General features: G+C 55.0%; 23 protein-coding genes. 7 read left to right on the top strand and 16 right to left on the bottom strand.

All coding sequences use genetic code 11. The features are described from left to right. Positions 1-13: 13 nt before the first annotated feature. From FHC49_RS12045 to putP, 7 genes are all read right to left on the bottom strand, one after another. Positions 14-1,060, bottom strand: a complete 1,047-nt coding sequence (locus FHC49_RS12045) for an AraC family transcriptional regulator (protein ID WP_220439864.1) — start codon at positions 1,058-1,060, stop codon at positions 14-16. Positions 1,061-1,075: 15 nt separating this feature from the next. Further along, on the bottom strand, positions 1,076-2,305 hold the full coding sequence (locus FHC49_RS12040; protein ID WP_220439863.1) for a PocR ligand-binding domain-containing protein: 1,230 nt from the start codon (positions 2,303-2,305) through the stop codon (positions 1,076-1,078). 345 nt (positions 2,306-2,650) lie between these two features. Further along, a complete protein-coding gene (phoH, locus tag FHC49_RS12035) occupies positions 2,651-3,442 on the bottom strand; it encodes a phosphate starvation-inducible protein PhoH (protein WP_185666458.1) in 792 nt (263 codons plus the stop codon). 566 nt (positions 3,443-4,008) lie between these two features. Then, complete coding sequence (efeB, locus tag FHC49_RS12030; RefSeq protein ID WP_220439862.1) at positions 4,009-5,283, bottom strand: iron uptake transporter deferrochelatase/peroxidase subunit; 1,275 nt, start codon at positions 5,281-5,283, stop codon at positions 4,009-4,011. Positions 5,284-5,288: 5 nt separating this feature from the next. Next, on the bottom strand, positions 5,289-6,416 hold the full coding sequence (efeO, locus tag FHC49_RS12025; protein ID WP_185666460.1) for an iron uptake system protein EfeO: 1,128 nt from the start codon (positions 6,414-6,416) through the stop codon (positions 5,289-5,291). Between the two features lie 49 nt (positions 6,417-6,465). Then, complete coding sequence (efeU, locus tag FHC49_RS12020) at positions 6,466-7,299, bottom strand: iron uptake transporter permease EfeU (RefSeq protein WP_185666461.1); 834 nt, start codon at positions 7,297-7,299, stop codon at positions 6,466-6,468. Between the two features lie 264 nt (positions 7,300-7,563). Next, complete coding sequence (putP, locus tag FHC49_RS12015; RefSeq protein WP_185666462.1) at positions 7,564-9,084, bottom strand: sodium/proline symporter PutP; 1,521 nt, start codon at positions 9,082-9,084, stop codon at positions 7,564-7,566. Between the two features lie 409 nt (positions 9,085-9,493). Between putP and putA the strand changes: the two genes are divergently transcribed. Next, positions 9,494-13,456, top strand: a complete 3,963-nt coding sequence (gene putA / locus FHC49_RS12010) for a trifunctional transcriptional regulator/proline dehydrogenase/L-glutamate gamma-semialdehyde dehydrogenase (RefSeq protein ID WP_220439861.1) — start codon at positions 9,494-9,496, stop codon at positions 13,454-13,456. Between the two features lie 81 nt (positions 13,457-13,537). Here putA and FHC49_RS12005 read toward each other — a convergent pair whose 3' ends face one another. Beyond that, entirely contained in the window at positions 13,538-14,887 is a 1,350-nt protein-coding gene (locus FHC49_RS12005; protein ID WP_255581354.1) for an MATE family efflux transporter, read from the bottom strand. Between the two features lie 180 nt (positions 14,888-15,067). Here FHC49_RS12005 and FHC49_RS12000 point away from each other — a divergent pair, with 180 nt between their 5' ends. Continuing rightward, complete coding sequence (locus FHC49_RS12000) at positions 15,068-15,463, top strand: lysozyme inhibitor LprI family protein (RefSeq protein ID WP_185666464.1); 396 nt, start codon at positions 15,068-15,070, stop codon at positions 15,461-15,463. Here FHC49_RS12000 and rutR read toward each other — a convergent pair. Both rutR and FHC49_RS11990 read right to left on the bottom strand, forming a co-directional pair. Further along, on the bottom strand, positions 15,460-16,098 hold the full coding sequence (gene rutR, locus FHC49_RS11995; protein ID WP_185666465.1) for an HTH-type transcriptional regulator RutR: 639 nt from the start codon (positions 16,096-16,098) through the stop codon (positions 15,460-15,462). The two genes, FHC49_RS12000 and rutR, sit on opposite strands and share 4 nt — an antisense overlap. A gap of 113 nt (positions 16,099-16,211) precedes the next feature. Next, positions 16,212-16,388 (bottom strand): general stress protein, encoded by a 177-nt coding sequence (locus tag FHC49_RS11990; RefSeq protein WP_185666466.1) that lies wholly within the window; start codon positions 16,386-16,388, stop codon positions 16,212-16,214. A 369-nt stretch (positions 16,389-16,757) separates the two neighbouring features. Between FHC49_RS11990 and wrbA the strand changes: the two genes are divergently transcribed. Continuing rightward, the gene (wrbA, locus tag FHC49_RS11985) at positions 16,758-17,363 is read left to right on the top strand and encodes an NAD(P)H:quinone oxidoreductase (RefSeq protein ID WP_035896674.1); all 606 of its coding nucleotides are present in this window, start codon (positions 16,758-16,760) and stop codon (positions 17,361-17,363) included. A 20-nt stretch (positions 17,364-17,383) separates the two neighbouring features. Continuing rightward, a complete protein-coding gene (locus FHC49_RS11980) occupies positions 17,384-17,611 on the top strand; it encodes a YccJ family protein (protein ID WP_185666467.1) in 228 nt (75 codons plus the stop codon). Between the two features lie 95 nt (positions 17,612-17,706). Here the strand turns inward: FHC49_RS11980 and FHC49_RS11975 are convergent, their stop codons facing one another. From FHC49_RS11975 to FHC49_RS11960, 4 genes are read right to left on the bottom strand one after another with little or no spacing between them, the layout of a single operon-like run. Further along, a complete protein-coding gene (locus tag FHC49_RS11975; protein WP_220439860.1) occupies positions 17,707-18,390 on the bottom strand; it encodes an amino acid ABC transporter permease in 684 nt (227 codons plus the stop codon). Beyond that, positions 18,380-19,165, bottom strand: a complete 786-nt coding sequence (locus FHC49_RS11970) for an amino acid ABC transporter permease (protein ID WP_185666469.1) — start codon at positions 19,163-19,165, stop codon at positions 18,380-18,382. Before FHC49_RS11970 ends, FHC49_RS11975 begins: the two co-directional genes overlap by 11 nt. After that, on the bottom strand, positions 19,165-19,983 hold the full coding sequence (locus FHC49_RS11965) for an amino acid ABC transporter ATP-binding protein (RefSeq protein ID WP_220439859.1): 819 nt from the start codon (positions 19,981-19,983) through the stop codon (positions 19,165-19,167). The genes FHC49_RS11970 and FHC49_RS11965 overlap by 1 nt, the downstream gene beginning before the upstream one ends. Position 19,984: 1 nt before the next feature. Further along, complete coding sequence (locus tag FHC49_RS11960) at positions 19,985-20,812, bottom strand: ABC transporter substrate-binding protein (RefSeq protein WP_223883136.1); 828 nt, start codon at positions 20,810-20,812, stop codon at positions 19,985-19,987. Positions 20,813-21,237: 425 nt separating this feature from the next. Between FHC49_RS11960 and FHC49_RS11955 the strand changes: the two genes are divergently transcribed. Next, the gene (locus tag FHC49_RS11955; protein WP_185666471.1) at positions 21,238-21,648 is read left to right on the top strand and encodes a Spy/CpxP family protein refolding chaperone; all 411 of its coding nucleotides are present in this window, start codon (positions 21,238-21,240) and stop codon (positions 21,646-21,648) included. Positions 21,649-21,653: 5 nt separating this feature from the next. Further along, positions 21,654-21,905, top strand: a complete 252-nt coding sequence (locus tag FHC49_RS11950) for a late histone H1 (protein WP_220439858.1) — start codon at positions 21,654-21,656, stop codon at positions 21,903-21,905. 83 nt (positions 21,906-21,988) lie between these two features. Here FHC49_RS11950 and FHC49_RS11945 read toward each other — a convergent pair whose 3' ends face one another. Together FHC49_RS11945 and FHC49_RS11940 are read right to left on the bottom strand one after the other, a co-directional pair. After that, a complete protein-coding gene (locus tag FHC49_RS11945) occupies positions 21,989-22,330 on the bottom strand; it encodes a HigA family addiction module antitoxin (protein WP_185666473.1) in 342 nt (113 codons plus the stop codon). Positions 22,331-22,396: 66 nt separating this feature from the next. After that, complete coding sequence (locus FHC49_RS11940; protein ID WP_185666474.1) at positions 22,397-22,702, bottom strand: type II toxin-antitoxin system RelE/ParE family toxin; 306 nt, start codon at positions 22,700-22,702, stop codon at positions 22,397-22,399. A gap of 266 nt (positions 22,703-22,968) precedes the next feature. On the opposite strand from FHC49_RS11940, the gene FHC49_RS11935 reads away from it, so the two are divergent. Continuing rightward, positions 22,969-23,547: a TetR/AcrR family transcriptional regulator gene (locus FHC49_RS11935; protein ID WP_220439857.1), complete on the top strand. Its 579-nt coding sequence runs from the start codon at positions 22,969-22,971 to the stop codon at positions 23,545-23,547. The last annotated feature ends 5 nt before the right edge of the window (positions 23,548-23,552 follow it).

Below are 23,552 nucleotides of genomic sequence, written 5' to 3'. Positions count from 1 at the left end.
AAAACGGGATCGTTCAGTGGAGCTCAGCGGCGACCTGCCGACGGTAGTCCGACGGCGCAATTCCAGTCTCTTTTTTGAAAATTCGGCAGAAATAGTTCGCATCCTGCCAGGAGAGTTCGAGAGCAATCGTATTCACTTTTAGATCACTGAATTGCAAAAGCGATTTGGCCATATTGATTTTGCGACCGGTAATATAACTCGAAAACCCCATGCCGGTGGCCTTTTTAAAGGCTCGACTCAAGTAGCAGGAACTCACAAAGGCTTTCGCCGCAATATCATCCAGCGTCAGGTTCTTGAGGATATTTTTCTCAATATGGAACTGTGCTCGCGCAACAAAATCCATATTCCCACTGGCCTGTTTAAAGGCCTGCTCGAAAATATCATCACTAATTTGTAACAGCCCCACCATCACCCGCCAGTAGTGGTTCACGGACAGCCCATGCAGGCGAATATATTGGATCATGTCGGTAACGCTATGACGGCATAACACATACTTCTCACCCGCCCCCGCCAGATACTGCTGGAGCAATTCCAGTACGTCGGTGACCGTTTTTACCCCCCCAGCAACCTGCTCACGACAAGCGGTATCGAGTAAATCAAATAAAAAGGAGTGCCAGCCGGAATAATCGCAACTGCCGATCAATTCACTGATGTTTTGCCGGAGCTCACGGGTCGCTGCGGCTTCTTCTTCGTCAATCAACAATGTTTTCTGAATCGTATCGTGGAGGATGCTCTGTTTAACCGGTTTTAAAAGATAGTCATCCACTTTCAGGCTGAGCATCCGACGAACGATGTCAAAATCATCATTTGCCGTCGTCACAACCACTTTAGTATCGGTGTTTTTTTGCTTGAGGTACTCAATCACCTGATTACCGTTAGGTAATGGGATATTGATATCGACAAACATCATGTCGATGTGGTTAAGCTCATCAATGAGCTGAATCGCTTTTCGCCCCGTCGACGCCTCATGAATGACAACGTTCTCAACGCAACGTGAGATGATGCGCTTGAGTGATTCCAGCTCAATATGCTCATCTTCAACAATGACAATATTATACATATGCACACTCCACTCTCAGGCGGCCAATAATGGAAAGCGTAGCTTTATGGTGGTACCAAACATAGGCTTATGGGGGCTGGTTATCTGCAGGCCATAATTCTCGCCAAACAGCAGCTGTAGACGATTCTTGATATTGTTAATACCAATGCCGCCTTTCTGTCGGTTCTGATTCCCGGAGAGGATATGTTCAATATCTTCAGCAGAGATGCCATCACCGTTATCGGTGATCTCGATGATCACATCCTTACCGTCATCATTGGCACGCAAAATGATATGACTTTTCACTTCTCGTGGTTCGACGACATAGTTAAAGAAATTTTCCACCAATGGCTGAAGAATTAAAAAAGGACACACCACATTATTATATTTCTCGGCAATATCGCAGACGTAGTCAAAACGATCCGTCATCCTGACTTTTTGAATAGCCATATAGCAATTTACGTAATTCAACTCCTGACCCAGAGTTATCAATCCATTGTTATTTTTACGCAGGAGATAGCGCATCATGTCCGAAAAATCATGCACCATGGTTTCCGTTCGATTGGCGTCTTCAAGAAACGCCAGCCGACCAATCGTGTTTAGCACGTTGAATAAAAAGTGGGGGTTGATCTGGTACGAGAGCGCTTTGAACTCGGCATCATGTAATGAGCGTTCGATTTCCACTCGTTTACGTAATTCGCTGGTTAATTCTTGCTCTTTATGGCGTAACTCACGCTCGATATTGTTGGTATGAGCCTGTTCAACAAGGTAAGAAGCCACATGGAGAAGCGTATAGGCCGTGGACTCAAAGCGCTCATAGGGCATACGCTGCATATTATCATGCAGATTGGTAATCCACGTGTTCTCCTGCCAGAGATGGTTGTTATCGAGGATGTAGGGAATGCTTTTCTCTTTCTCTTCCTCAACCTTCACCTGACCGGAAATAAAGGCGCCAAGATAATGATTATTAATCATGATGGGAACCGCGAACTCGACAAAGCCGCAGTAGCAGCGATACACCACCGGTTTTCCGGCACGCATTGCGGCTTCCCCACCTGCGCTATCGCTATTATAGCAATGCCTTGCGAGCGATTGATTCATTCTTGAGCGGGCGCAAAAATCGGAAAATCCGCTGGGATGGGTCACGGGAACGCCATCTTGATCCACCACAACAAGCGCAATCAACATTGATTTGCTGAAATTGTCCTGGAGAGTTTGTAAACGCTCAACGTCAAGAAATTCGTGTAACTTATATTTACGATTCACCGTATACACCAAATCAATTTAAATGCTAACAAACCATACCCTATTCCCAACAAAAAAATGATGAAATAGCTCACAAACAAAAAATTAGTCGTTTAATTTTGTTAAATTATTAGGGTTAATGTTTCTGTTTTTAACATTGGGTATATTTAAATTCCTAATCCACCATAACTTATTAAATCAAAGGTGCTCATTTAAAATATTTATTACCGTCATTCTTTTGGAAATGATAATTAATATTTAAAAACATTATTTTATCCACTCAATATTAAGTGCGAAAATAATAATCGAGGAAAGGTCAATATAAAACAAAGCCCGGTTTCCCGGGCTTTGCAGACGTTACAGCGGTTAGTAGTAGGCTTTCAGCGTGCGCTGGCAGAGCGCCGAGCGTACGCAGTCATCTTTGGTGAAGCGAACAATGCCTATCATCTCATCTTCTTCAAAGCGGGCCAGCGCATCGCTGAGCCCGGACTGAACGCCGCGCGGCAGGTCACACTGGGTGATGTCCCCATTCACGATAACCGTGACGTTCTCCCCGAGGCGGGTTAAAAACATCTTCATTTGCGCCGCGGTAACGTTCTGAGCCTCATCAAGAATCACCACCGCATTTTCAAATGTACGTCCGCGCATGTAGGCGAACGGCGCGATCTCTACCTTACCAATTTCCGGGCGCAGGCAATATTGCATAAAGGAGGCGCCCAGTCGTTTCACCAGCACGTCATAGACGGGGCGGAAGTAAGGGGCGAATTTCTCCGAGATGTCTCCGGGCAGGAACCCCAGGTCTTCATCGGCCTGAAGGACGGGACGCGTCACGATAATCTTATTCACATCCTTATGAATGAGCGCCTCCGCAGCTTTCGCTGCGCTGATCCAGGTCTTGCCGCAGCCCGCTTCGCCAGTAGCGAAGATCAGCTGCTTACTCTCGATAGCATGCAGGTAGTGGGCCTGAGCGTCATTGCGGGCGGCAATCGGCGAGGTGTCGCGACTATCGCGCGCCATACCGATTGCTTCCACTCCACCACTCATTTGCACAAGCGAGGTGACCGATTCTTCTTCACGTTGTTTGTGGCTGCGTGAGTCACGTCTCAGCACACGTTTTGCTTCGCGATGAGCTTTGATCACTGCTTTCTGTCTTCCCATGGATAGCACCTTGAGTTGTTGGTATACATCACACGCGCTGATATCAGCACGATTATGCGCACGAACGTCTGAGGTTTGGCTTCCTTGTAAGCCATAGCAACTGCCTGTCGAAATGACGAATACGCACGGCTACGCGCACCGCGCAATACGTCGGGAACAACGGGTTGAATTCGAATTGGATGAAAAATTGAAGTGACGAAATCGCTGCCGGAGAGAGGGCCTCCGCGCGGGATGGTGCGGGTTGAGGTTCTGCTTAGTCCAGTCAAGGACGCTACCATTCGCGATCTCCATAGTGAAACGGAAACTACCGCTATATTTATTATTACATCCAAATCAACAAAAGATGCAACATAATTTTTACATAAATATAACGATGGCTTTCAGAGATAGCATCTGACATTTATGTGACAGTTTTATATCAATCAGGGGGGAATGAAAAAAAAGGACTGATTTTTGGCGATATTCTGAAGTTTAGGGGAAATCCCGGGGTCGCTTGCGCTCGCCCGGGCTACAAATGCGTGTCGTACAATGTAGCCCGGCCAAGCGTAGCGCCGACGGGACTGCACTCAGGCCTGCAACAGCGTGCTACCCAGATAGCTCTTATCCGATGCCACCCCCGGCAGCACAAAGAAATACCCGCCGCCAATCGGCTTCACGTACTCTTCCAGCGCTTCCCCATTCAGGCGTTTTTGCACCGTCAGGAATCCTTTTTCCAGGTCGTGCTGATAGCAAACAAACAGCAGCCCCATATCCAGCTGGCTGGAGTTGGAAATGCCCAGCGAGTAGCTGTATCCCCGACGCATCATCAGGCTCGACTGGGTCTCTTTGGTCCGCGGGTTAGCCAGACGAATGTGGCTGTCCAGTGCAATCACATCGCCGTTCGGGTCGCGGGTGTAGTCCGGCGCATCGTGCTCGTTCTTCATGCCCAGCGGCGCGCCGCTGTGCTTGTCGCGCCCGAAAATCGTCTGCTGCTCCTTGAGCGGCGTACGATCCCAGGACTCAACGTGGAACTGAATAATGCGCACGGCCTGATACGAACCGCCCTTCGCCCACGCCGGTTCCCCCTGATCGCCGGTCACCCACACCACCTCGTCCATCAGCGGCTTATCGCGGCCGTCCGGGTTGGCCGTGCCGTCTTTAAAACCGAGCAGGTTGATTGGTGTCTCTTTCCCTTTGCTGCGCGCCGCGTGGTCGGAGATAAACCCTTCCCGCTTCCAGCGCACGCTGAGCAAGTCCGGCGTGTGCTTGATAATATCGCGCAGCGCGTGGATCACCGTGTCCTGCGTGTTGGCGCAAATCTGCAGCAGCAGGTCGCCGTGGCACAGGGCCGCATCCAGCGCATCGTTCGGGAAGCGCGTCATCTTCTGTAGTTTCTTCGGTGCTTTATACGTCAGACCAAAACGGCTGTCGAACAGCGACTGGCCGACCGATACCGTCATGGTCAGGTTATCCGGGGCGATAAACGCACCGAGAATGCCGGAGTCCATCGGCGGCAAACGTGGATTCGGTGTATCCGGTGCCGGGCCACCTTTGGTGAGGAAGGCAATGCGGTCGGTCAGCAGACGGAACAGACGCTCAAGGTCTGCTTTATCCGCCGCCAGCACGTCAAATGCCACCAGCATCATCGCGGCCTGCTGCGGCGTCAGTACGCCTGCCTGATGCTCGCCGTAAAACGGCTGGATTTCCATCCGGCTATTGGTCGTCGGCGCCTCGCTAGCCTTCGCCGCGTGCGCCACCGGGCAACCGCCGGAAATTGCCAGCGCGCCTCCCAGCGCGCCGATCCCTTTTAATAAACGACGACGTGACGGTTCGTTCAGGTCGTCAGCGTGCTGCTTTGCCATCTTGCTTAGTCCAGACCCAGGATCCCACGAAGCTGCGCCAGATCTTCCGCCAGAGTGGTGATCGGCCCTTTCAGCGCATTGCGGTCCGCATCGGTCAGCTTGTCATAGGTTTCGAAGCCGTCTTTGGTGCGGTATTTGCTAAGAATGGTGTCCACTTTCTTGAAGTTAGCGTCAACCTTCGCCAGCAGCGCGCTGTTCTCTTTCTGCAGTTGAGGACGCAGCAGGTCAACAATCTTCTGCGCGCCATCGATGTTAGCCTGGAAGTCCCACAGGTCAGTGTGGCTGTAACGATCTTCTTCGCCGCTGATTTTGCTCGCCGCCACTTCTTCAATCAGACCCGCCGCGCCGCCTACCACTTTTGACGGTGGGAAAGCCAGCTCGGAGATACGTTTTTGCAGCTCCAGCACGTCGGTATTCAGTTGGTCGGCATAGTGCTCCATGCCTTTCACGCTGTTGTCGCCAAACAGCGCTTTTTCCAGACGGTGGAAGCCGGTGAATTTCGGATCCGCCGCTTTCTGTTCGTAGTCGTCTTCACGGGCATCGATGCTACCGTCGAGGTCAGAGAACAGCTCGGCAATCGGTTCGATACGCTCGTAGTGCTGACGAGTAGAAGCGTACAGGGATTTCGCTTTAGCGATATCGCCCGCTTTCACCGCATCGGTAAAGGCTTTGGTGCCTTTCACCAGCTCAGCCGTTTCGGCGGTCACATACGCTTTATAGGCAGTAATGGCGTCGTTCAGGCCCAGCAGCGCGTTGGCTTTCGCCGCGTCTTTGGTCGCTTCGCCTTTGACGATCAGCTTGCCTTTCGGGTTGGTCAGCAGGCCGCAGGTCATGTCGTATTCGCCCGGCTGCAGGTTCGCGGTCATCTTCTGAGTGAAGCCCGGCGCGATGTTTTCACGCTCTTCCACCACCATGACCCCTTTCAGGATCTCCCACTCCAGCGCCTTCTGGCTATGGTTCTGGATGATAAACTGGGTTTTACCGGCGTTCACAGTGATGGACATCGGTTCACACTGTTTGTCGTTTACCGTCACTTTAACCTGCGGAATATCGGCAGCCTGTGCCATAAACGCCGTAGAGAAGAGTGCTGCGATGCCCGTCTGCAACGCGCTGCGGCGGAAGTTCTTGGTCATGGTCCATCCCTTTCGATAAGTAGTAGTCACTAAACAGCCGTTTTCTGCCTTATGGGGCGATACGTGATGTTGATGTAGCAGCGCGCGGCGGCCAGAAGAACAGCGCCAGTGCCGGAATCAGATACAGGAAATAGACCGCCACTTCGCTGACGCTCGGCGCTTCCTGATAACCAAAGATGCCTTCCAGCAGCGTGCCGAAAAGCGAATGTGTAGTCAGCGTACCGCTGAGGTCAAAAGCGACGTCCTGGAAAGCGTTCCACAGGCCCGCTTCATGGAAGGCGCGAATCGCCCCAGCCGCCAGCCCAGCCGCGACCAGCAGAATAAACAGGCTCGTCCAGCGGAAGAACACGCCGAGGTTGAGGCGAATGCCTCCCCAGTAAAGCAGGAAGCCCAGCACGACGGCCGTTGCCAGACCCAGTATCGCCCCCAGCGGCGGCCAGATACCGAGATCCTGCTGGAATGCTGCCAGCAGGAAGAAGACCGACTCCAGCCCTTCACGCGCCACGGCGAAAAAGACCATCATAATCAGCGCCCAGCCGTGGTTATTGCCCTTTTGCAGCGCGTTATCCACCGCCTGCTCGAGCTGCTGTTTGACGTTGCGGGACACCTTACGCATCCAGAACACCATCCACGTCAGAATAACCACCGCCACCACGGCCACCAGTCCTTCAAACAGCTCTTGCTCTTTTTGCGGGAACTCACCGGTAGTTTCGTTGATAAAGATGCCCAAACCTAAGCACAGCGCGGCGGCCAGAATCACGCCAATCCACATGACGCCAATCCAGCGGCCGCGCTGCGTGCGCTTAAGATAGCTGGCAATCAGGCTGACGATCAGCGCTGCTTCCAACCCTTCGCGCAGCATAATGAGAAAAGGCACAAACATGCGGACATCCTTAAATGTGTAACGCCGTCAACTTTTGCAAAGACAGGTAAATGTGAGTGATAGTGATTATCATTAAGCCAAAAATAAACACAAGCGAAATGTGAGGGAAATAATGACGAGATGTAAAAAAATAGCGTCGATATAGTTGCGTGAGTTATCAAGTACAGACATAAAAAAGCCCGCAGTATTGCGGGCATTTAGAAGGGTAGCCCGGCCGAGCCAAGCAACGCTGGGATCGTGCACCGAGCTACCCCGGAATCGGTGCTACCGCACCTCGTCCGGGCTACTTAAGCGGGACGGCGGCGCAGAGTGATAATGCGCGTCCGCTTTCGCAAAACGCTCCTGCATGCTGGTCGACGGTGCCTTATCCAACAGGCTGAACAGGACGATACCGGCGCTGCCAAAGATAAAGCCTGGGATGATTTCATACAGCCCCAGCCAGCCGAACTGCTTCCAGACGATTACGGTAACAGCACCGATAATCATCCCTGCCAGCGCGCCGTTGCGAGTCATACGCGACCACATCACCGAGAACAGCACCACCGGGCCAAACGCCGCACCGAAGCCAGCCCAGGCGTAGCTCACCAGACCCAACACGCGATTTTCCGGGTTTGCCGCCAGCGCGATAGCCACCAGCGCCACCACCAACACCATAAAGCGCCCTACCCATACCAGCTCTTTCTGGCTGGCGTTTTTACGCAGAAACGCTTTGTACAAATCTTCGGTAATGGCACTTGAGCAGACCAGCAACTGGCAGCTCAGGGTTGACATCACCGCCGCCAGAATAGCCGACAGCAGGATCCCGGCAATCCATGGGTTAAACAGAATCTGCGCCAGTTCGATAAACACACGCTCGGCGTTCTGGCTTACCGGCCCGGCCACCGACGGGTTGTTCTGGAAGTAGGCAATGCCGAAGAAGCCCACGGCAACCGCACCGGCCAGACATAGGATCATCCAGGTCATGCTGATACGGCGGGCGTGCACAATGCTGTGGTGGGAATCGGCAGCCATAAAGCGCGCCAGAATATGCGGCTGACCGAAGTAGCCCAGACCCCAGCCCATCAGTGAAATGATGGCGACGAAGTTCAGCCCTTTGAGCATATCGACGTTCTCAATGCTCTTCTGTTTGATAACTTCCAGCGAGTCGCCCATGCCGCCGACCGCGAAGATAACAATCACCGGGGTGAGGATCAGCGCGAAAATCATCAGGCTGGCCTGCACGGTATCGGTCCAGCTTACTGCGAGGAAGCCACCGATAAAGGTGTAGAGGATGGTCGCTGCCGCCCCCGCCCACAGGGCGGTTTCGTAGCTCATGCCGAAGGTGCTTTCGAACAGACGCGCACCGGCAACAATCCCGGAAGCACAGTAGATGGTGAAGAACAGCAGAATAACCAGCGCGGAGATAATACGCAGCACGCGGCTGTTATCTTCAAAGCGCCCGGTAAAGTAGTCCGGCAGCGTTAAGGCGTTATTGTTGGCCTCGGTGTGCACGCGCAAGCGCCCGGCTACCAGCTTCCAGTTAATCCACGCACCGACGGTCAGGCCGATGGCAATCCAACTTTCCGAGATACCGGAGATGAAGATGGCGCCCGGTAGGCCCATCAACAGCCAGCCGCTCATATCAGAGGCGCCGGCTGAAAGCGCAGTCACGAACGGGCCCAGGCTGCGGCCGCCGAGAATATAGTCATCGAAATTTTTGGTGTTGCGCCATGCAAAGAAGCCAATGAGGATCATGCCAAAAATATAAACAACAAAGGTCACCAGCATCGGTGTACTAATAGTCATTAAATTCTCCAGAATTATGCGTCGGCAATATCCCAATTTGCCGTCTTTATCATTGCCGGAACGGGGCAATCATTTGAAGCGACCGTATCCTGACGGAAGCGGAATTTTTTCACAAACGATTTAACACCGCATTTACATCGAATGCATTAGCCCGCTGATAGCATTTTCCTATAGGTTGCACTCCCTCACGCTTTTTACGGTTGCACCGATAATAACTGTTAAGTGGCGCATAAAATCAGCTCGCGATACCTATTTCCAGATCCGCTTGCCATAAGTTTTACCATTAACAATTAATTCATTTTTAAGCCTGCAACGGACATCACATTTAACACGGTTGCACAAAGTTGCAACATGATAGATATTCCTGTTACGCAATTACGATGATAACCGAGCAACAGGAGTAGATGGCATGGGCACCACCACCATGGGGGTTAAGCTGGATGACGCAACGCGTGAGCGCATTAAGAGTGCGGCGACACGGATCGACCGCACCCCTCACTGGCTCATAAAGCAGGCGATTTTTAACTATCTGGAAAAGCTGGAAAACGATGAAGTCCTGCCTGAGCTGCCTGCGCTGCTGTCGGGTGCCGCGAACGAGAGCGATGAATCAGCCCAGCCGGCGGAAGAAATCCACCAACCGTTCCTCGAATTCGCCGAGCAGATCCTGCCGCAATCCGTGACCCGTGCGGCGATCACCGCCGCCTGGCGTCGTAGCGAAACCGACGCCGTGCCGATGCTCATGGAGCAGGCCCGTCTGCCGCAGCCGATTGCCGAACAGGCGCATCAGTTAGCCTGGAAGCTGGCGGAAAAGCTGCGCAACCAGAAAACCGCCAGCGGCCGTGCCGGGATGGTACAGAGCCTGCTGCAGGAGTTTTCCCTCTCTTCTCAGGAAGGCGTGGCGCTGATGTGCCTCGCGGAAGCGCTGCTGCGTATTCCTGATAAAGCCACCCGCGATGCCCTTATCCGCGACAAAATCAGTAACGGTAACTGGCAGTCGCACATTGGCCGCAGCCCGTCACTGTTCGTCAACGCCGCCACCTGGGGGCTGCTGTTTACCGGCAAGCTGGTCTCTACTCACAACGAAACCAGCCTATCGCGTTCGCTGAACCGCATTATCGGTAAGAGCGGCGAGCCGCTGGTGCGTAAAGGCGTGGACATGGCGATGCGTCTGATGGGCGAGCAGTTCGTGACCGGCGAAACCATTGCCGAAGCGCTGGCCAACGCCCGTAAGCTCGAAGAAAAAGGCTTCCGCTACTCCTACGATATGCTCGGCGAAGCCGCGCTGACCGCCGCCGATGCGCAGGCCTATATGGTCTCTTATCAGCAGGCGATTCACGCCATTGGCAAAGCCTCCAATGGGCGTGGCATCTATGAAGGCCCGGGGATCTCCATCAAGCTTTCCGCCCTGCACCCGCGCTACAGCCGAGCGCAGTACGACCGCGTGATGGACGAACTCTATCCGCGCCTGAAATCGCTGACCCTGCTGGCGCGTCAGTACGATATCGGCATTAACATCGACGCCGAAGAGGCCGATCGTTTAGAGATCTCCCTCGATCTGCTGGAAAAACTGTGCTTTGAGCCAGAGTTGGCGGGCTGGAACGGTATTGGCTTCGTGATTCAGGCCTACCAGAAGCGCTGCCCGTTCGTCATTGATTACCTGATTGACCTCGCCACCCGCAGTCGTCGCCGCCTGATGATCCGTCTGGTGAAAGGCGCCTACTGGGATAGCGAAATCAAACGCGCGCAGATGGACGGTCTCGAAGGCTATCCGGTCTACACCCGCAAGGTGTACACCGACGTCTCTTATCTCGCCTGCGCGAAAAAACTGCTCGGCGTGCCGAACCTGATCTACCCGCAGTTCGCCACCCACAACGCCCACACCCTGGCGGCGATTTACCAACTGGCGGGCAATAACTACTACCCGGGCCAATATGAGTTCCAGTGCCTGCACGGCATGGGCGAACCGCTGTACGAGCAGGTAGTGGGTAAAGTGGCGGAAGGCAAGCTGAACCGTCCATGCCGTATTTATGCCCCGGTAGGTACTCACGAAACGCTGCTGGCCTATCTGGTGCGTCGTCTGCTGGAAAACGGCGCCAACACCTCATTCGTTAACCGCATTGCCGATAGCAGCCTGCCGCTGGACGAGCTGGTTGCCGACCCGGTGCTGGCGGTCGAGAAGATGGCGCTACAGGAGGGCGCGTCCGGTCTGCCGCATCCGAAGATCCCGCTGCCGCGTGATCTCTACGGTAAAGGCCGCGTCAACTCCGCTGGTCTGGATATCGCCAACGAACACCGTCTGGCCTCCCTCTCCTCGTCGCTGCTCAATAGCGCGCTGCATAAGTGGACGGCGAAGCCGATGCTGGAGCATCCGGTTGCCGACGGCGATATGGTGCAGGTGATTAACCCGGCTGAGCCAAAAGACGTGGTGGGCTATGTCCGCGAAGCGACTTCCAGTGAAGTGGAGCAGGCGCTGGACAGCGCGGTGAACAACGCGCCAATCTGGTTTGCCACTCCGCCGCAAGAACGTGCCGCGATTCTGGAACGTGCGGCGGTGCTGATGGAAGATCAGATGCAGCCGCTGATGGGGATTCTGGTGCGTGAAGCCGGGAAAACCTTCAGCAACGCCATTGCCGAAGTGCGTGAAGCGGTCGACTTCCTGCACTACTACGCTGGTCAGGTTCGCGATGATTTTGATAACGAAACCCACCGCCCGCTGGGCCCGGTAGTCTGTATCAGCCCGTGGAACTTCCCGCTGGCTATCTTTATGGGTCAGGTTGCCGCCGCCCTTGCCGCGGGTAACAGCGTGCTGGCCAAACCGGCCGAGCAGACCCCGCTGATTGCCGCACAGGGTATCGCCCTGCTGCTGGAAGCAGGCGTACCGGCAGGCGTGGTGCAGCTGCTGCCAGGCCGTGGTGAAACCGTCGGCGCGCAGTTGACCGGCGATGCCCGCGTGCGCGGCGTGATGTTTACCGGGTCTACCGATGTCGCTACCCTGCTGCAACGCAATATCGCCACCCGTCTCGACGCTCAGGGCCGCCCAACGCCGCTGGTCGCCGAAACCGGCGGTATGAACGCGATGATCGTCGACTCTTCCGCGCTCACCGAGCAGGTGGTGGTTGACGTGGTGGCCTCAGCCTTCGATAGCGCAGGCCAGCGCTGCTCGGCGCTGCGTGTGCTCTGCCTGCAGGACGATATCGCCGACCACACGCTGACCATGCTGCGCGGCGCCATGGCGGAGTGTCGGATGGGCAACCCTGGCCGTCTGACCACCGATATCGGGCCGGTGATTGATGCCGAAGCGAAAGCCGGTATTGAACACCATATCCAGACCCTGCGCGCCAAAGGCCGCACCGTCTTCCAGGCCGCGCGCGAAAACGCCGAAGACAGCCGCGAATGGCAGAGCGGCACCTTTATTCCACCAACGCTGATTGAACTCGACAGCTTCGACGAACTGAAAAAAGAGGTCTTCGGCCCGGTACTGCACGTGGTGCGCTACAGCCGTAATCAGCTGGATTCGCTGGTTGAACAGATTAATGCCTCCGGCTATGGGCTGACCCTCGGCGTGCACACCCGTATTGATGAAACCATCGCTCAGGTGACCGGCAGTGCGAAGGTCGGCAACCTGTACGTCAACCGTAATATGGTCGGCGCGGTCGTGGGCGTACAGCCGTTCGGCGGTGAAGGCCTCTCCGGCACCGGCCCGAAAGCGGGCGGCCCGATGTACCTGTACCGTCTGCTGGCAAGCCGCCCGGAAACGGCGCTGGCGAAAACGCTGGCGCGTCAGGATGCCGGTCAGGTCGTCGATTCGCAGTTGAAAACGCTGCTGGAAAAACCGCTCACCGAGCTGCAAAGCTGGATGGCCGGTCGTCCGGAACAGCTGGCGCAGAGCAAGCGGTATAGCGAACTGGCACAGGCCGGTACCCAACGCGTGCTGCCGGGACCAACCGGCGAGCGCAACACCTGGACGCTGGTACCGCGTGAGCGCGTGCTATGCGTAGCCGACAATGAGTCGGATCTGCTGACGCAGCTCTCGGCGGTGATGGCGGTCGGCAGCGAAGTGCTGTGGCAGGATGCGCCGTTGCAGCGTGAGCTGGTGAAATCGCTGCCGAAAGCGGTGAGCGAGCGTATCCACTTTGCGAAGCCGGAAACGCTGATGAACGCCTTCTTTGATGCGGTGATTTACCACGGTGATTCTGACCAACTGCGCGAACTCTGCGAGCAGGTGGCGGCGCGCGACGGGGCGATTGTTTCGGTGCAGGGCTTTGCTCGCGGGGAAACTAACCTGCTGCTGGAGCGTCTGTATCACGAGCGTTCGCTCAGCGTGAACACCGCCGCAGCGGGCGGCAACGCCAGCCTGATGACGATTGGTTAAGATATTCAAACCCGGCGATTGCCGGGTTTTTTATTTGGGTGCCGTCCCGGGGTCGCTTGCGCTCGCCCGGGAACTCACTGGCTAAAATACAGATTTTGTCGTCCACACCCGGCTGTGCCAGCGCCGGTACATCAGCATCGCCCGCAGCCCTTCATCAATAATGTAGGCTATCCACACCCCCACCAGCCCCCAGCCGATATACACGCCAAGCAGGTAGGAAAACGGCAGGCTGACAATCCACATCACGATAATCCCGCAGATAAACGGAAATCGAACGTCGCCGGTGGCGTTCAGGCTGCTGATAACGATGATATTGGTCGCGCGCCCCAGCTCAAGCAAAATTGACAGCATAAACAGCTTTTTGGTCAGGGCAATAATCTCCTGATTAGGGGTAAAGAGCTGCATAATCGGCTCGGCAAGCAGGTAGATAACCACGCTGATAGACAAGGCCACCATCAGCCCCAGTCGCCAGCTTTTAATCCCCTGGCGGTACGCCGCGTCTATCTCCCGCGCCCCCACCGCGCGGCCGATAATAATCTGCGATGCCTGGCCGATGGACATGGCAAACAGCGCAACAAACTGGCTGATCGTTGAGGCGTACACCTTAGTGGTCAGCGCCTCGGTACCGAGAAAGGCGATAATCGCCGTTACCACTAGCTGCGACCCCGCGTAGGAGAGGTTCTCCCCTGCCGACGGCAGGCCGTAGCGTAGAATAGCCCCCAGCATCTTACGCGAGCACTGCTTCAATTTCTGCCAGCGGAACACGTAGCCGATGTATTTTTTCAGCATCCACGCCGACATCAGCATGCCAATGATGTTGGCAATACACACCGCAATCCCCACCCCGGTGACGCCAAGGTCGAGAAAGCTCAGCTTACCGTAGAGGAAGAGATAGTTGAACACCACGTTAATTACGCTGACCGTGATCGGCACCAGCATCGCCTGGCGGACATAGCCGTGGGTGCGCAGAATCGGCAAAATGGACGAATAGAGAGCGATAACCACCGAAATGCCGCCGATAATGCGGATAAACGGCGACCCCACGACCACCAGCGCTTCGCTGAGCCCCAGCATGCGCAGAAACGCATCACCAAACAGGATAAAGATAAGGCTCATCGCCACGCCAATGAGAAAAGCCACCACCAGCCCGTTAGTGATCACCCGCTCAACGCGCTTAAACCGCTTCGCGCCAATCAGTTGCGCCACCACAATCTGCACACCGACGGTCAAAAAACCGTAAAAGATCACCGAAATTGCCAGTATCTGGTTGGCAACGCCGGTGGCGGCAACGGCTTCGTCGGAATAGTGCCCCAGCATAAAAACGCTGACGTACCCGAGCATCAACCGCAGCAGTTGCTCCACAAAAATCGGCCACGCCAGCGTGAAAAGCTTTAACCGAGGCTGAACGTTAGTGCCGGACATCACTGTCATCTCCCTTTCCTCTCCCATGCGAATGCGCGATCATCAACCTTCTACACCAAAGGCGTCCAGTCGATCGTTGCGCCACCTTTCAAATTCGGAAAAACGAACGGTGGTTGGAGGAGATTCGGGGGTAAAATCGTGTTATATCCTGAGCCTAAGCGCCGTATGAATAATCTGGAGAGTCAACCGATGAAACGTCTCTTACCCGCCTTCGCCCTGCTGCTGACCAGCGGTTATGCCTTGGCGGACGAATGTGCCGATGCCACCACGCAGGCGGATTTGAATACCTGCTCCGCCGCGCAGTATCAGGCGGCCGATAAAAAACTCAATCAAACCTGGCAGGATGTGCTGAAGCGCGCGGAGCCCGCGCAGCGAGATTTACTGAAGAAAGCCCAGTCGGCGTGGATTACGCTACGGGACGCGGACTGCGCGTTTATCAGCTCCAGTAGCCACGGCGGCACCGCGCAACCGATGGTAAACAGCCAGTGCCTGACCGACAAAACCAACGAGCGCGAGGCATTTCTCTCATCGCTGCTACAGTGTGAAGAGGGCGACCTGAGCTGCCCTCTGCCGCCCGCCAGCTAACGGACGCGAATACCGTCGATGATGATCCGCTGGACGTTATCGACGGTTTGCTGAAAGAAGGTTTCATCGCGCAGGGTTTTGCCGGTCACCGCTTCCACCTGAGTGGCGAAATCAGCGTAGTGTTGGGTCGTCGCCCAGATCATAAAGATCAGATGATGCGGGTCGATAGGTGCGAGCTTTCCAGCCTGAACCCAGGCGGCAATAATCGCCGATTTATCCGCCACCAGCGCTTTCAGGTCGCCGGTCAACTCATCCATCACCAGCGGTGCGCCCTGCAGCATCTCCAGACAGAACAGCTTAGAGGCCTGCGGGTAGTCGCGTGAGACTTCAAGCTTGAGGCGGATATACTCTTTAATCGCCACCAACGGCGCCAGATCTTCGCGAAATGCCTTTAGCGGAGCCAGCCAGATATCGAGGATCTGCTGCATCACGGCCACATAAAGCGCCTCTTTTGACGGGAAGTAGTAAAGCAGATTGGTTTTCGACACCCCGGCCAGTTCCGCGACCTGTTCAAGGCGCGTGCCGTGGATCCCGTATTGTGAAAAGGTATTCAGCGCGGCGGTAAGGATGGCCTGCTTTTTCGCACTCACGGCCTGCGAACGTTTGCCACCTTTCTTTACTGCATCCTGAGCCATGCGCCCTCTCCTTGTTATTTACGGCATCAATGCCTATTTTGCGGGTTACGGCCAGAAAAAGAAACCGCCGGATTATCCGGCGGTTAGGAGAGAGGCAGACATTTCACGCACCGCTAGCTGTTGCGGTGGCTGCCATGGCTGTTTTTCCCACCTTTTTTGCCCGCTTCCGAGGCGCGTTGGGGATCGTTCTTGAAGTTCCCGCCGCTATGTTGGCCGCCCTTACGACCTGCTTCTGATGCTCTTTCACGGTCTTCGGCAAAATTGCCGGAACCGCCACGATGGTTTGCCATTACTGACCTCCGGTTGAGAGAACGACATAGTGCATTACGTAATTCAAAGCGCGTTCACCCGCCGTGCTGCACGGGTAATAATAAGGTTAGCCGTCGCAGCGGCAGCGCAGGCGAATTGGTCACATTTTGTCATATCTGCCCGCCGTTTTTGCCAAATGGGTATCTTACGGGTGCGTAATTGACTCTTATGGTGGAGGAAAGCCGGTCAGATAAAAGTGTGTCAGCGTACGTCAAAGCGCGCAGCGGCGGCAAAAAATCATGCCACAAAGGCACGGATAAATTGCCGAATCGTTGCAGCGAATCCGTCATTAGCGACTATGCTTAAACATGCTTGTTAGAAACCGACGAATTTGACACAGGAGAGTTAAGATGAGTGGAAATGCAAGTGTTCTGGTGCTCTATTATTCTATGTACGGACACATCGAAACGATGGCTAAAGCGGTAGCCGAAGGCGCCAATAAGGTTGACGGCGTTGACGTCACCATCAAGCGCGTACCAGAAACCATGCAAGCAGAAGCCTTTGCCAAAGCAGGCGGCAAAGCGCAGGCGGTTCCCGTCGCCACCCCACAAGAACTGGCTGATTACGACGCCATTATCTTCGGTACCCCTACCCGATTCGGCAATATGGCCGGGCAAATGCGCACCTTCCTCGATCAGACCGGCGGCCTATGGGCGTCCGGCGCGCTGTACGGCAAACTGGCCAGCGTCTTTAGCTCGACCGGCACCGGCGGCGGTCAGGAACAGACCATTACCTCAACCTGGACGACCCTCGCCCACCACGGTATGGTGATTGTGCCGATTGGCTACGCAGCCCAGGAGCTGTTTGATGTTTCTCAGGTTCGCGGCGGTACGCCATACGGCGCGACTACCATCGCTGGCGGAGACGGTTCACGCCAGCCAAGCCAGGAAGAGCTGTCCATCGCTCGTTACCAGGGTGAATACGTGGCAGGCCTGGCCGTCAAAATGAAAGGCTAATGATTTAAGGGAGAAGCGATATGCCGACACAAGAAGGCAAGGCTCATCACATTGGTGAATGGGCCAGTCTGCGCAACACGTCACCCGAAATCGCCGAAGCGATTTTTGAGCTGGCGAAATATGATGAAAAGACGGCAGAAAAAATCTGGGAAGAAGGCAGCGATGCCGTTCTCGAACTGGCCTTCAGTAAAACGGACAAAGACGCGCTCTTCTGGGGCGAGCAAACCATCGAACGTAAAAACGTGTGATGTGCTAAACCCGGCGTCGGCATAAATGCCTCGGCCGGGCTACCACACCCTGTCATTCGTAGCCCGGCCGAGCATCGCGACGCCGGGTTTGTTTTTTATATCGCCACCCGCCGCTGCCAGCGTTTCGCCACCCTTTCCAGCCCAAAGCACAGCAGATAATAGACCACGCCGATAAAGACAAATATCGCCGTCGGGTAGATCTGCACGCGGTTGTTTACCTGTCCCGCTACCGTGGTCAATTCCGGTACGTTGACGATAAACGCCAGCGAGGTGTCTTTCAGCAGGCTGATAAAAATCCCCACCAGCGAAGGCAGCACGTTGCGCAGCGTCTGCGGCAGCAGAATCAACCGCAGGCTCTGCCCGGCGCTAAAGCCCTGGGTCAGCGCCGCTTCATACTGCCCGGTCGGTAGCGCGCGCAGCCCCGCCAGCACCGAGTGCATCACCGAGGCAGCGGTAAACCACGCCAGCGCCAGGGTCACCGTCACCGCGCCCGGTAGGTCGCTCCCGGTCAGCATCGGCAGCAGATACCACAGCCAGAAGATAACGAAGATCAGCGGAATACCGCGTATCGCCTCCGCCCACAGGTAGAGCAAACGCCGGGTCATGCCGGAGAATCGCCACGCCGCGCAGGCCAGCAGAATACCGCCCGGCAGCGCCAGCGCGCCTGCGCCTATCGCCATCATCAGCGTTAGCGCTACGCCACCGGGTTCACCGTCGGCCAGTCGCCCCCACAGCAGGTAGTCGAGGTTGTCGTAAATTACCGCCAGATTAGCGTTCATTTGCTACCCCTCCCGTGACGCTCGCCGCCGATTTTCGCACGCGCTTAGGCTGCCCTACCGGTTTGGGGCCCAGACGGCTCAACACTAGCCCAAGCGCTACGCCGGTCAGCAGATAGAGCACGGTGCCTACCGCGAAAGCCTCCAGCGCATGCGCGTTATAGCTTTCGATTTGCCGCACCTGGTAGGTCAACTCGGCAAAACCAATGCCGCTCGCCAGCGACGAGAGCTTCATCAGGTTCAGATACTGCCCCACCACCGGCTGCCAGGCGTTAGCCAGCCCCTGCGGCAGCAAAATATGTCGCAGCAGCCCGGCAGTAGAAAACCCCTGCGCCAGCGCCGCTTCACGCTGGCCGTTCGGCACGCTTTGCAGCCCCGCCGCCACTTCCTCAATTAAAAATGCCGAGGTAAAGACGCCAAGACCCCAGGCCGAGCACAGAAACTCCGGCGTCAGCCACCAGACGTTGCCGGGCAGAATCGACCAGTCGTGCGGGTCGTTGACAAAATCCCGCAGCCCCTGCGGCAGGAAGTTCCACGCTGCAAAGTACCAAAACAGCAGCTGTACCAGCAGCGGCGTATTGCGAAACAACGATACCCAGCAGGCGGTGATACCCTGCCCCACTCGCCCTCCGGCGAGGCGCAGCAATAAGAACAGCGCCGCCAGCGCGCTTGCCAGCACAATTCCGGCAAGCGACACCCATAGCGTGGTGAGAAAGCCCGAGATAATCCATTGCAGAGGCTGCCCGCTGAGCACCCCCTGCCAGTCAAAATGCATCATCACGCCGTCCGCTCCTGATGCAGCGGGTCCAGCACCTTCTGCAGAAAACGTCGTGCACGCGGATGCTGTGGATTGGCAAAGAACGCCGCCGGGGGCGCGACCTCCAGCACATCGCCGCCGTCGATAAACACCACCCGGTCAGCAATTTCGCGGGCAAACTGCATTTCGTGGGTCACCACAATCATGGTGATCCCGCTGTGCGCCAGTGACTGCATCACGTGCAACACTTCGCCGATCATTTCCGGGTCCAGCGCCGAGGTCGGTTCGTCAAACAGGATGATTTGTGGCGAGGAGGCCAGCGCCCGAGCAATCGCCACGCGCTGCTGCTGGCCGCCGGATAACTGCGAAGGCATCGCATCGGCCTTTTCTGCAAGCCCGACCTTTTGCAGCAACTCCAGCGCGCGCCGCTGGGCATCGTTGCGCTTCCAGCCGTGAACCGACTCCAGCGCTAACATGATGTTCTGCGCTGCCGTCAGATGGGCATAAAGATTGAACTGCTGGAAGACGAAGCCGATTCGGCTGCGCAGCTGGCGCAGTGCCCTGCCGCTTAGCTGGCTGGTTGGCTTATCGTCAATCAGGATTTCACCGCCACTGAGGCTTTCCAGCTGGTTTATCAGGCGAATCAGCGTTGATTTCCCCGAGCCCGAAGGCCCAAGGATCGCCACCACTTCGCCGGGATTAATCGTCAAATCGATGCCGTTCAGCACTCGATGACTGCCATATTCTTTCACCGCCTGTCGGAACGTCACGCTGGCATTCTGCAGATGTGAAAAATCCGCGGACTTCGCCGCGGAACGAGAAAGTAAAGCCGACAACATATTATTTTGCTTCTATGGTGAAGGAACGCGGCTGCGGCGCTTTAGTGGAAGGGCCAAACCAGGTGTCGTAGATTTTCGCCGCATCGCCCGATTTCTCCAGCGCCACCAGCTCATCATTCACCGCTTTCAGCAGCGCCGGTTCACCTTTTTTCACGCCTACACCGATCTCTTCTTTACTGAGCAAATCCGGCAGGATTTTGAATTTGGCTTTATCCGGCGCTTCGCCCAGCAGGCCTGCCAGAATGGTGCTGTCCTGGGTAATCGCCTGCACGTTGCCGTTACGCAGCGCAGTCAGTGCCAGCGGAATATCGTCATAGGAGAGCACGCGCGCCTGCGGGAAGCGCTGATGCAGCGTCTGCTCGCCGGTGGTGCCCTTCACCGCGCCGATGCGCGCTTTGCTGTAATCGTCGAGCTTATCGCCGCCGGTCGCCGGTACCAGGAACTGCTGGCCGGTAACGAAGTATGGGGTAGAGAAGTCGATAACCTGTGCGCGTTCTGGAGTAATGGTGATGTCAGCAACAATCAGATCCGCCTTGCCGGATTGCAGCAGCGGGATACGGTTAGCCGGGTTAGTCGCCACCAGTTCCAGCTTCACGCCCAGCGATTTAGCCAGCGCTTTGGCGAAATCGACGTCGTAGCCCACCAGTTCGTGCGTTTTCGCGTCCACGGAACCAAACGGCGGGTTGGCATCAAAGGTGGCCACTTTAACCACGCCTTTGGCCTTAATATCCGCCAGCTGATCGGCTTGCGCAGTGAAGGTGGTCAGGCCGGCAGCCACCAGGCCAGTGATAAGTGCGAGCTGTGCAACGGTCTGTTTTGTCTTTGCCATAATCTTTCTGGATACCCTTGTTTTTGTATTGTCTTTTTACGCTCCCACACTGCCCTCAGCGGAACAAATAACGATTCGCTATGCTTTATAACCAAATATCATTTGGCGAAAGTAATTGTTATCTAAAGGTAAAATTTGATAAGTAACGCCAGATATCGCAAATGCTTTGCACAATTTCGTCTTTCCATTGGCGTGGTTTTACTGCTGAAATGGTCGAAAATAAAACCGCAACATTAAGAAGGTCTTAATACGTAAACAGTTATGATTTCATAGAGTCATTGTTTCCCATCGTTACCAACAGACACAACAATCCGCGAGCATCAAGGCTGACTGTCAACCTATCATTACCCCGACAAAAATCAGGGGGTTTCTCCTCCGTTGCCTGGCGCTTCGGCGTCAATTTGAATGCTTTATGGATGACTACAATGAAAAAATTTACCCGCACCGCTTTACTGGTTGCCACCCTTGCTGGCGCGACCTTCGCCGCTCAGGCTGCTGATACCACCGCTGCCCCAGCGCCAGCTCAGGACCCTATCGTTCAGCATCTGAAGCTGACCGATGCTCAGGTGTCCAAAATGAAAACCCTGCACCAGCAGCTGGAGAAAAACGTTCAGGCTATCTCCATGAAGGATGTTAAAGACGGCATGATCATCGACATGATCCAGTCCGGCAAATGGGATGAAGCGGGCGTGAACAAACAGCTGGCGGCATTCAGCAAAGTTGATCAGCAGGTTCGCTACTACAAAGTGAAATACTACTTTGACTTAAGCCAGGTGCTGACCGCGGAACAGCGTAAACAGGTTCAAAACGATCTGGCCCAGGCTGCGGCGGAGTAAGCAACATGAAAAAAATCGCGATGATGTTAGGCGCCTGCGCACTGCTGGCAATGGGCGCGGCGAATGCCGCCAACGGTCAGGCAGTCGCCAACGCAAAAACCGCCTGCCAGAACAATCCATCCCAGTGCGCTCAGGCGAAGAGCACGGCAAAAGCCAACGCGCAGAAAGAAGCGAAAGCAGCAACAGACGCCTGTGCGAAAAACCAGACGGCCTGCGATAACGCAAAAGCGAAAGCTAAAAGCGCTGCACAGAAGTAAGTTACTGTAGTAAAAGCAAAAAGGCCGCAGAAAAAAAATCTAGCGGCCTTTATCATTAACAGAAAGTGAGTTTGAACCCTCGTTTACGCCGCGTTTTTATTTGCTTTAGCGCGTGCGGCTAGAAACTCTTCTGCCGTAACAATTTGATTAAGTTCAACCTGCAGACGGGCGTCGTTTTCGGTTTCCCATACATCAACAGCAACCTGTAAATTAATCCAGAATTCAGCTGAGGTATCAAACGCTTTAGCCAGGCGAAACGCCATATCAATAGTCAGCTTACGATTATTGTTCACTAACGCGCTGACCGTGTTGCGGTGTACCTGCAACATTTCCGCTAGTTCGTTGATTTTAAGGTCAAGCGGCTCCAGGTATTCAAACAGGAGGATGTCCCCTACTGTGGTCGGCTTTCTGGTTGCTTGATTCATAATTTACTCCATGATAGTCGGCAGCTTAGCTGCAATAAAAATGGCTCAGCCGATTCATTCCTGGGATTAGTATTCATGTGGGTCTAAGTATAAATCTTGTGCTTTACCATTTACCCACCGGAAAATTAATCGGTACTGCTTGTTAACCCTTATCGAAGAATAACCTTTGAGTTTTCCTTCAAGCTCCTCATAACGGTTACCGGGCGGCGACATTAAGTCTTTATAAGTTACCGCCGCATTAATGATATCTAACTTCCGAGCCAGAGCGGCATGTATGTCTGTCGGGATTTTTTTATGCGATGTTGCATGCTTAAAAAAATCCTCAAGCCAACGGTCTCGAAAACCTCCAATGTTTATAAGCATACCAGGCATTCCATCGCGCCTCCTTGGTTTCCTTAAGCAAAATATTAATGCACCGAAACACTGTGCGCAAGTGCGTAAATTTTCGATACCCCTCCCCAGGAATCGTATGGCAGTGTGAAATGATCCAGGTGATGCGTCATCGATATGTGTAGATAGCGCGGGAACCAACTGATTTCTACCGCAAATTGTGACCTCTCACGCATTACCCACAATCCTTCTACGGACATCCTCCTCGCTTTGATCGCTGTCAAAAATAATCATACCGTCTGGTCGGTATGATTCGGGCCATGAACATGGAAGCCCAACACCGCAAAAAAGATCCGGTCCGTTTATATCAGCTGCTGCTGGAGTCGGCAGCGATGATTGCCGGACGAGACGGCATTGCCGCCCTGTCGCTGAACGCTGTCGCCCGGGAAGCTGGCGTCAGTAAAGGCGGGTTAATCCACCACTTTCCCAATAAACAGGCGCTGATTTACGCGCTGTTTACCCGGCTGCTGGCGATTATGGAAGAAGCGATCGTCGCGTTGATGCAGAAAGATGGCGTCAGCTATGGTCGCTTTACCCGCGCCTATCTGAACTACCTTGCCGACCTGACGGATACGCACGAAAGCCGCCAGTTGATGGTGTTGTCGCTGGCCATGCCGGATGAACCGGTGCTGCGAAAATGCTGGCGCGACTGGATGCTCGATCACCTTGCGCGTGGCGACGCGCTGGATAATAGCCCCACCGGTACGCTGGTGCGCTATGCAGCAGACGGTATCTGGTTATCTGAACTCACGGAAGGGATCACCATGTGCACCGAGCACCGACGAACGTTGGTCGAATCTCTTAATAAGATGACGCTTCCCGCGTGAAGCAC

The organism is Kluyvera sp. EC_51, assembly GCF_019584505.1.
Classification (GTDB): domain Bacteria; phylum Pseudomonadota; class Gammaproteobacteria; order Enterobacterales; family Enterobacteriaceae; genus Kluyvera; species Kluyvera sichuanensis.
Note: the sequence above shows the minus strand (reverse complement) of the source record. Positions and strands in the feature narration are given on the sequence as shown.

What these genes read in the sequence shown, in the direction of transcription:
- FHC49_RS12045 (WP_220439864.1), bottom strand. Translation starts at nt 1,060, where the DNA reads ATGTATAATATTGTCATTGTTGAAGATGAGCATATTGAGCTGGAATCA.
- phoH (WP_185666458.1), bottom strand. Translation starts at nt 3,442, where the DNA reads ATGGGAAGACAGAAAGCAGTGATCAAAGCTCATCGCGAAGCAAAACGT.
- efeB (WP_220439862.1), bottom strand. Translation starts at nt 5,283, where the DNA reads ATGGCAAAGCAGCACGCTGACGACCTGAACGAACCGTCACGTCGTCGT.
- efeO (WP_185666460.1), bottom strand. Translation starts at nt 6,416, where the DNA reads ATGACCAAGAACTTCCGCCGCAGCGCGTTGCAGACGGGCATCGCAGCA.
- efeU (WP_185666461.1), bottom strand. Translation starts at nt 7,299, where the DNA reads ATGTTTGTGCCTTTTCTCATTATGCTGCGCGAAGGGTTGGAAGCAGCG.
- putP (WP_185666462.1), bottom strand. Translation starts at nt 9,084, where the DNA reads ATGACTATTAGTACACCGATGCTGGTGACCTTTGTTGTTTATATTTTT.
- putA (WP_220439861.1), top strand. Translation starts at nt 9,494, where the DNA reads ATGGGCACCACCACCATGGGGGTTAAGCTGGATGACGCAACGCGTGAG.
- FHC49_RS12005 (WP_255581354.1), bottom strand. Translation starts at nt 14,887, where the DNA reads ATGACAGTGATGTCCGGCACTAACGTTCAGCCTCGGTTAAAGCTTTTC.
- FHC49_RS12000 (WP_185666464.1), top strand. Translation starts at nt 15,068, where the DNA reads ATGAAACGTCTCTTACCCGCCTTCGCCCTGCTGCTGACCAGCGGTTAT.
- rutR (WP_185666465.1), bottom strand. Translation starts at nt 16,098, where the DNA reads ATGGCTCAGGATGCAGTAAAGAAAGGTGGCAAACGTTCGCAGGCCGTG.
- FHC49_RS11990 (WP_185666466.1), bottom strand. Translation starts at nt 16,388, where the DNA reads ATGGCAAACCATCGTGGCGGTTCCGGCAATTTTGCCGAAGACCGTGAA.
- wrbA (WP_035896674.1), top strand. Translation starts at nt 16,758, where the DNA reads ATGAGTGGAAATGCAAGTGTTCTGGTGCTCTATTATTCTATGTACGGA.
- FHC49_RS11980 (WP_185666467.1), top strand. Translation starts at nt 17,384, where the DNA reads ATGCCGACACAAGAAGGCAAGGCTCATCACATTGGTGAATGGGCCAGT.
- FHC49_RS11975 (WP_220439860.1), bottom strand. Translation starts at nt 18,390, where the DNA reads ATGAACGCTAATCTGGCGGTAATTTACGACAACCTCGACTACCTGCTG.
- FHC49_RS11970 (WP_185666469.1), bottom strand. Translation starts at nt 19,165, where the DNA reads ATGATGCATTTTGACTGGCAGGGGGTGCTCAGCGGGCAGCCTCTGCAA.
- FHC49_RS11965 (WP_220439859.1), bottom strand. Translation starts at nt 19,983, where the DNA reads ATGTTGTCGGCTTTACTTTCTCGTTCCGCGGCGAAGTCCGCGGATTTT.
- FHC49_RS11960 (WP_223883136.1), bottom strand. Translation starts at nt 20,812, where the DNA reads ATGGCAAAGACAAAACAGACCGTTGCACAGCTCGCACTTATCACTGGC.
- FHC49_RS11955 (WP_185666471.1), top strand. Translation starts at nt 21,238, where the DNA reads ATGAAAAAATTTACCCGCACCGCTTTACTGGTTGCCACCCTTGCTGGC.
- FHC49_RS11950 (WP_220439858.1), top strand. Translation starts at nt 21,654, where the DNA reads ATGAAAAAAATCGCGATGATGTTAGGCGCCTGCGCACTGCTGGCAATG.
- FHC49_RS11945 (WP_185666473.1), bottom strand. Translation starts at nt 22,330, where the DNA reads ATGAATCAAGCAACCAGAAAGCCGACCACAGTAGGGGACATCCTCCTG.
- FHC49_RS11940 (WP_185666474.1), bottom strand. Translation starts at nt 22,702, where the DNA reads ATGCCTGGTATGCTTATAAACATTGGAGGTTTTCGAGACCGTTGGCTT.
- FHC49_RS11935 (WP_220439857.1), top strand. Translation starts at nt 22,969, where the DNA reads ATGATTCGGGCCATGAACATGGAAGCCCAACACCGCAAAAAAGATCCG.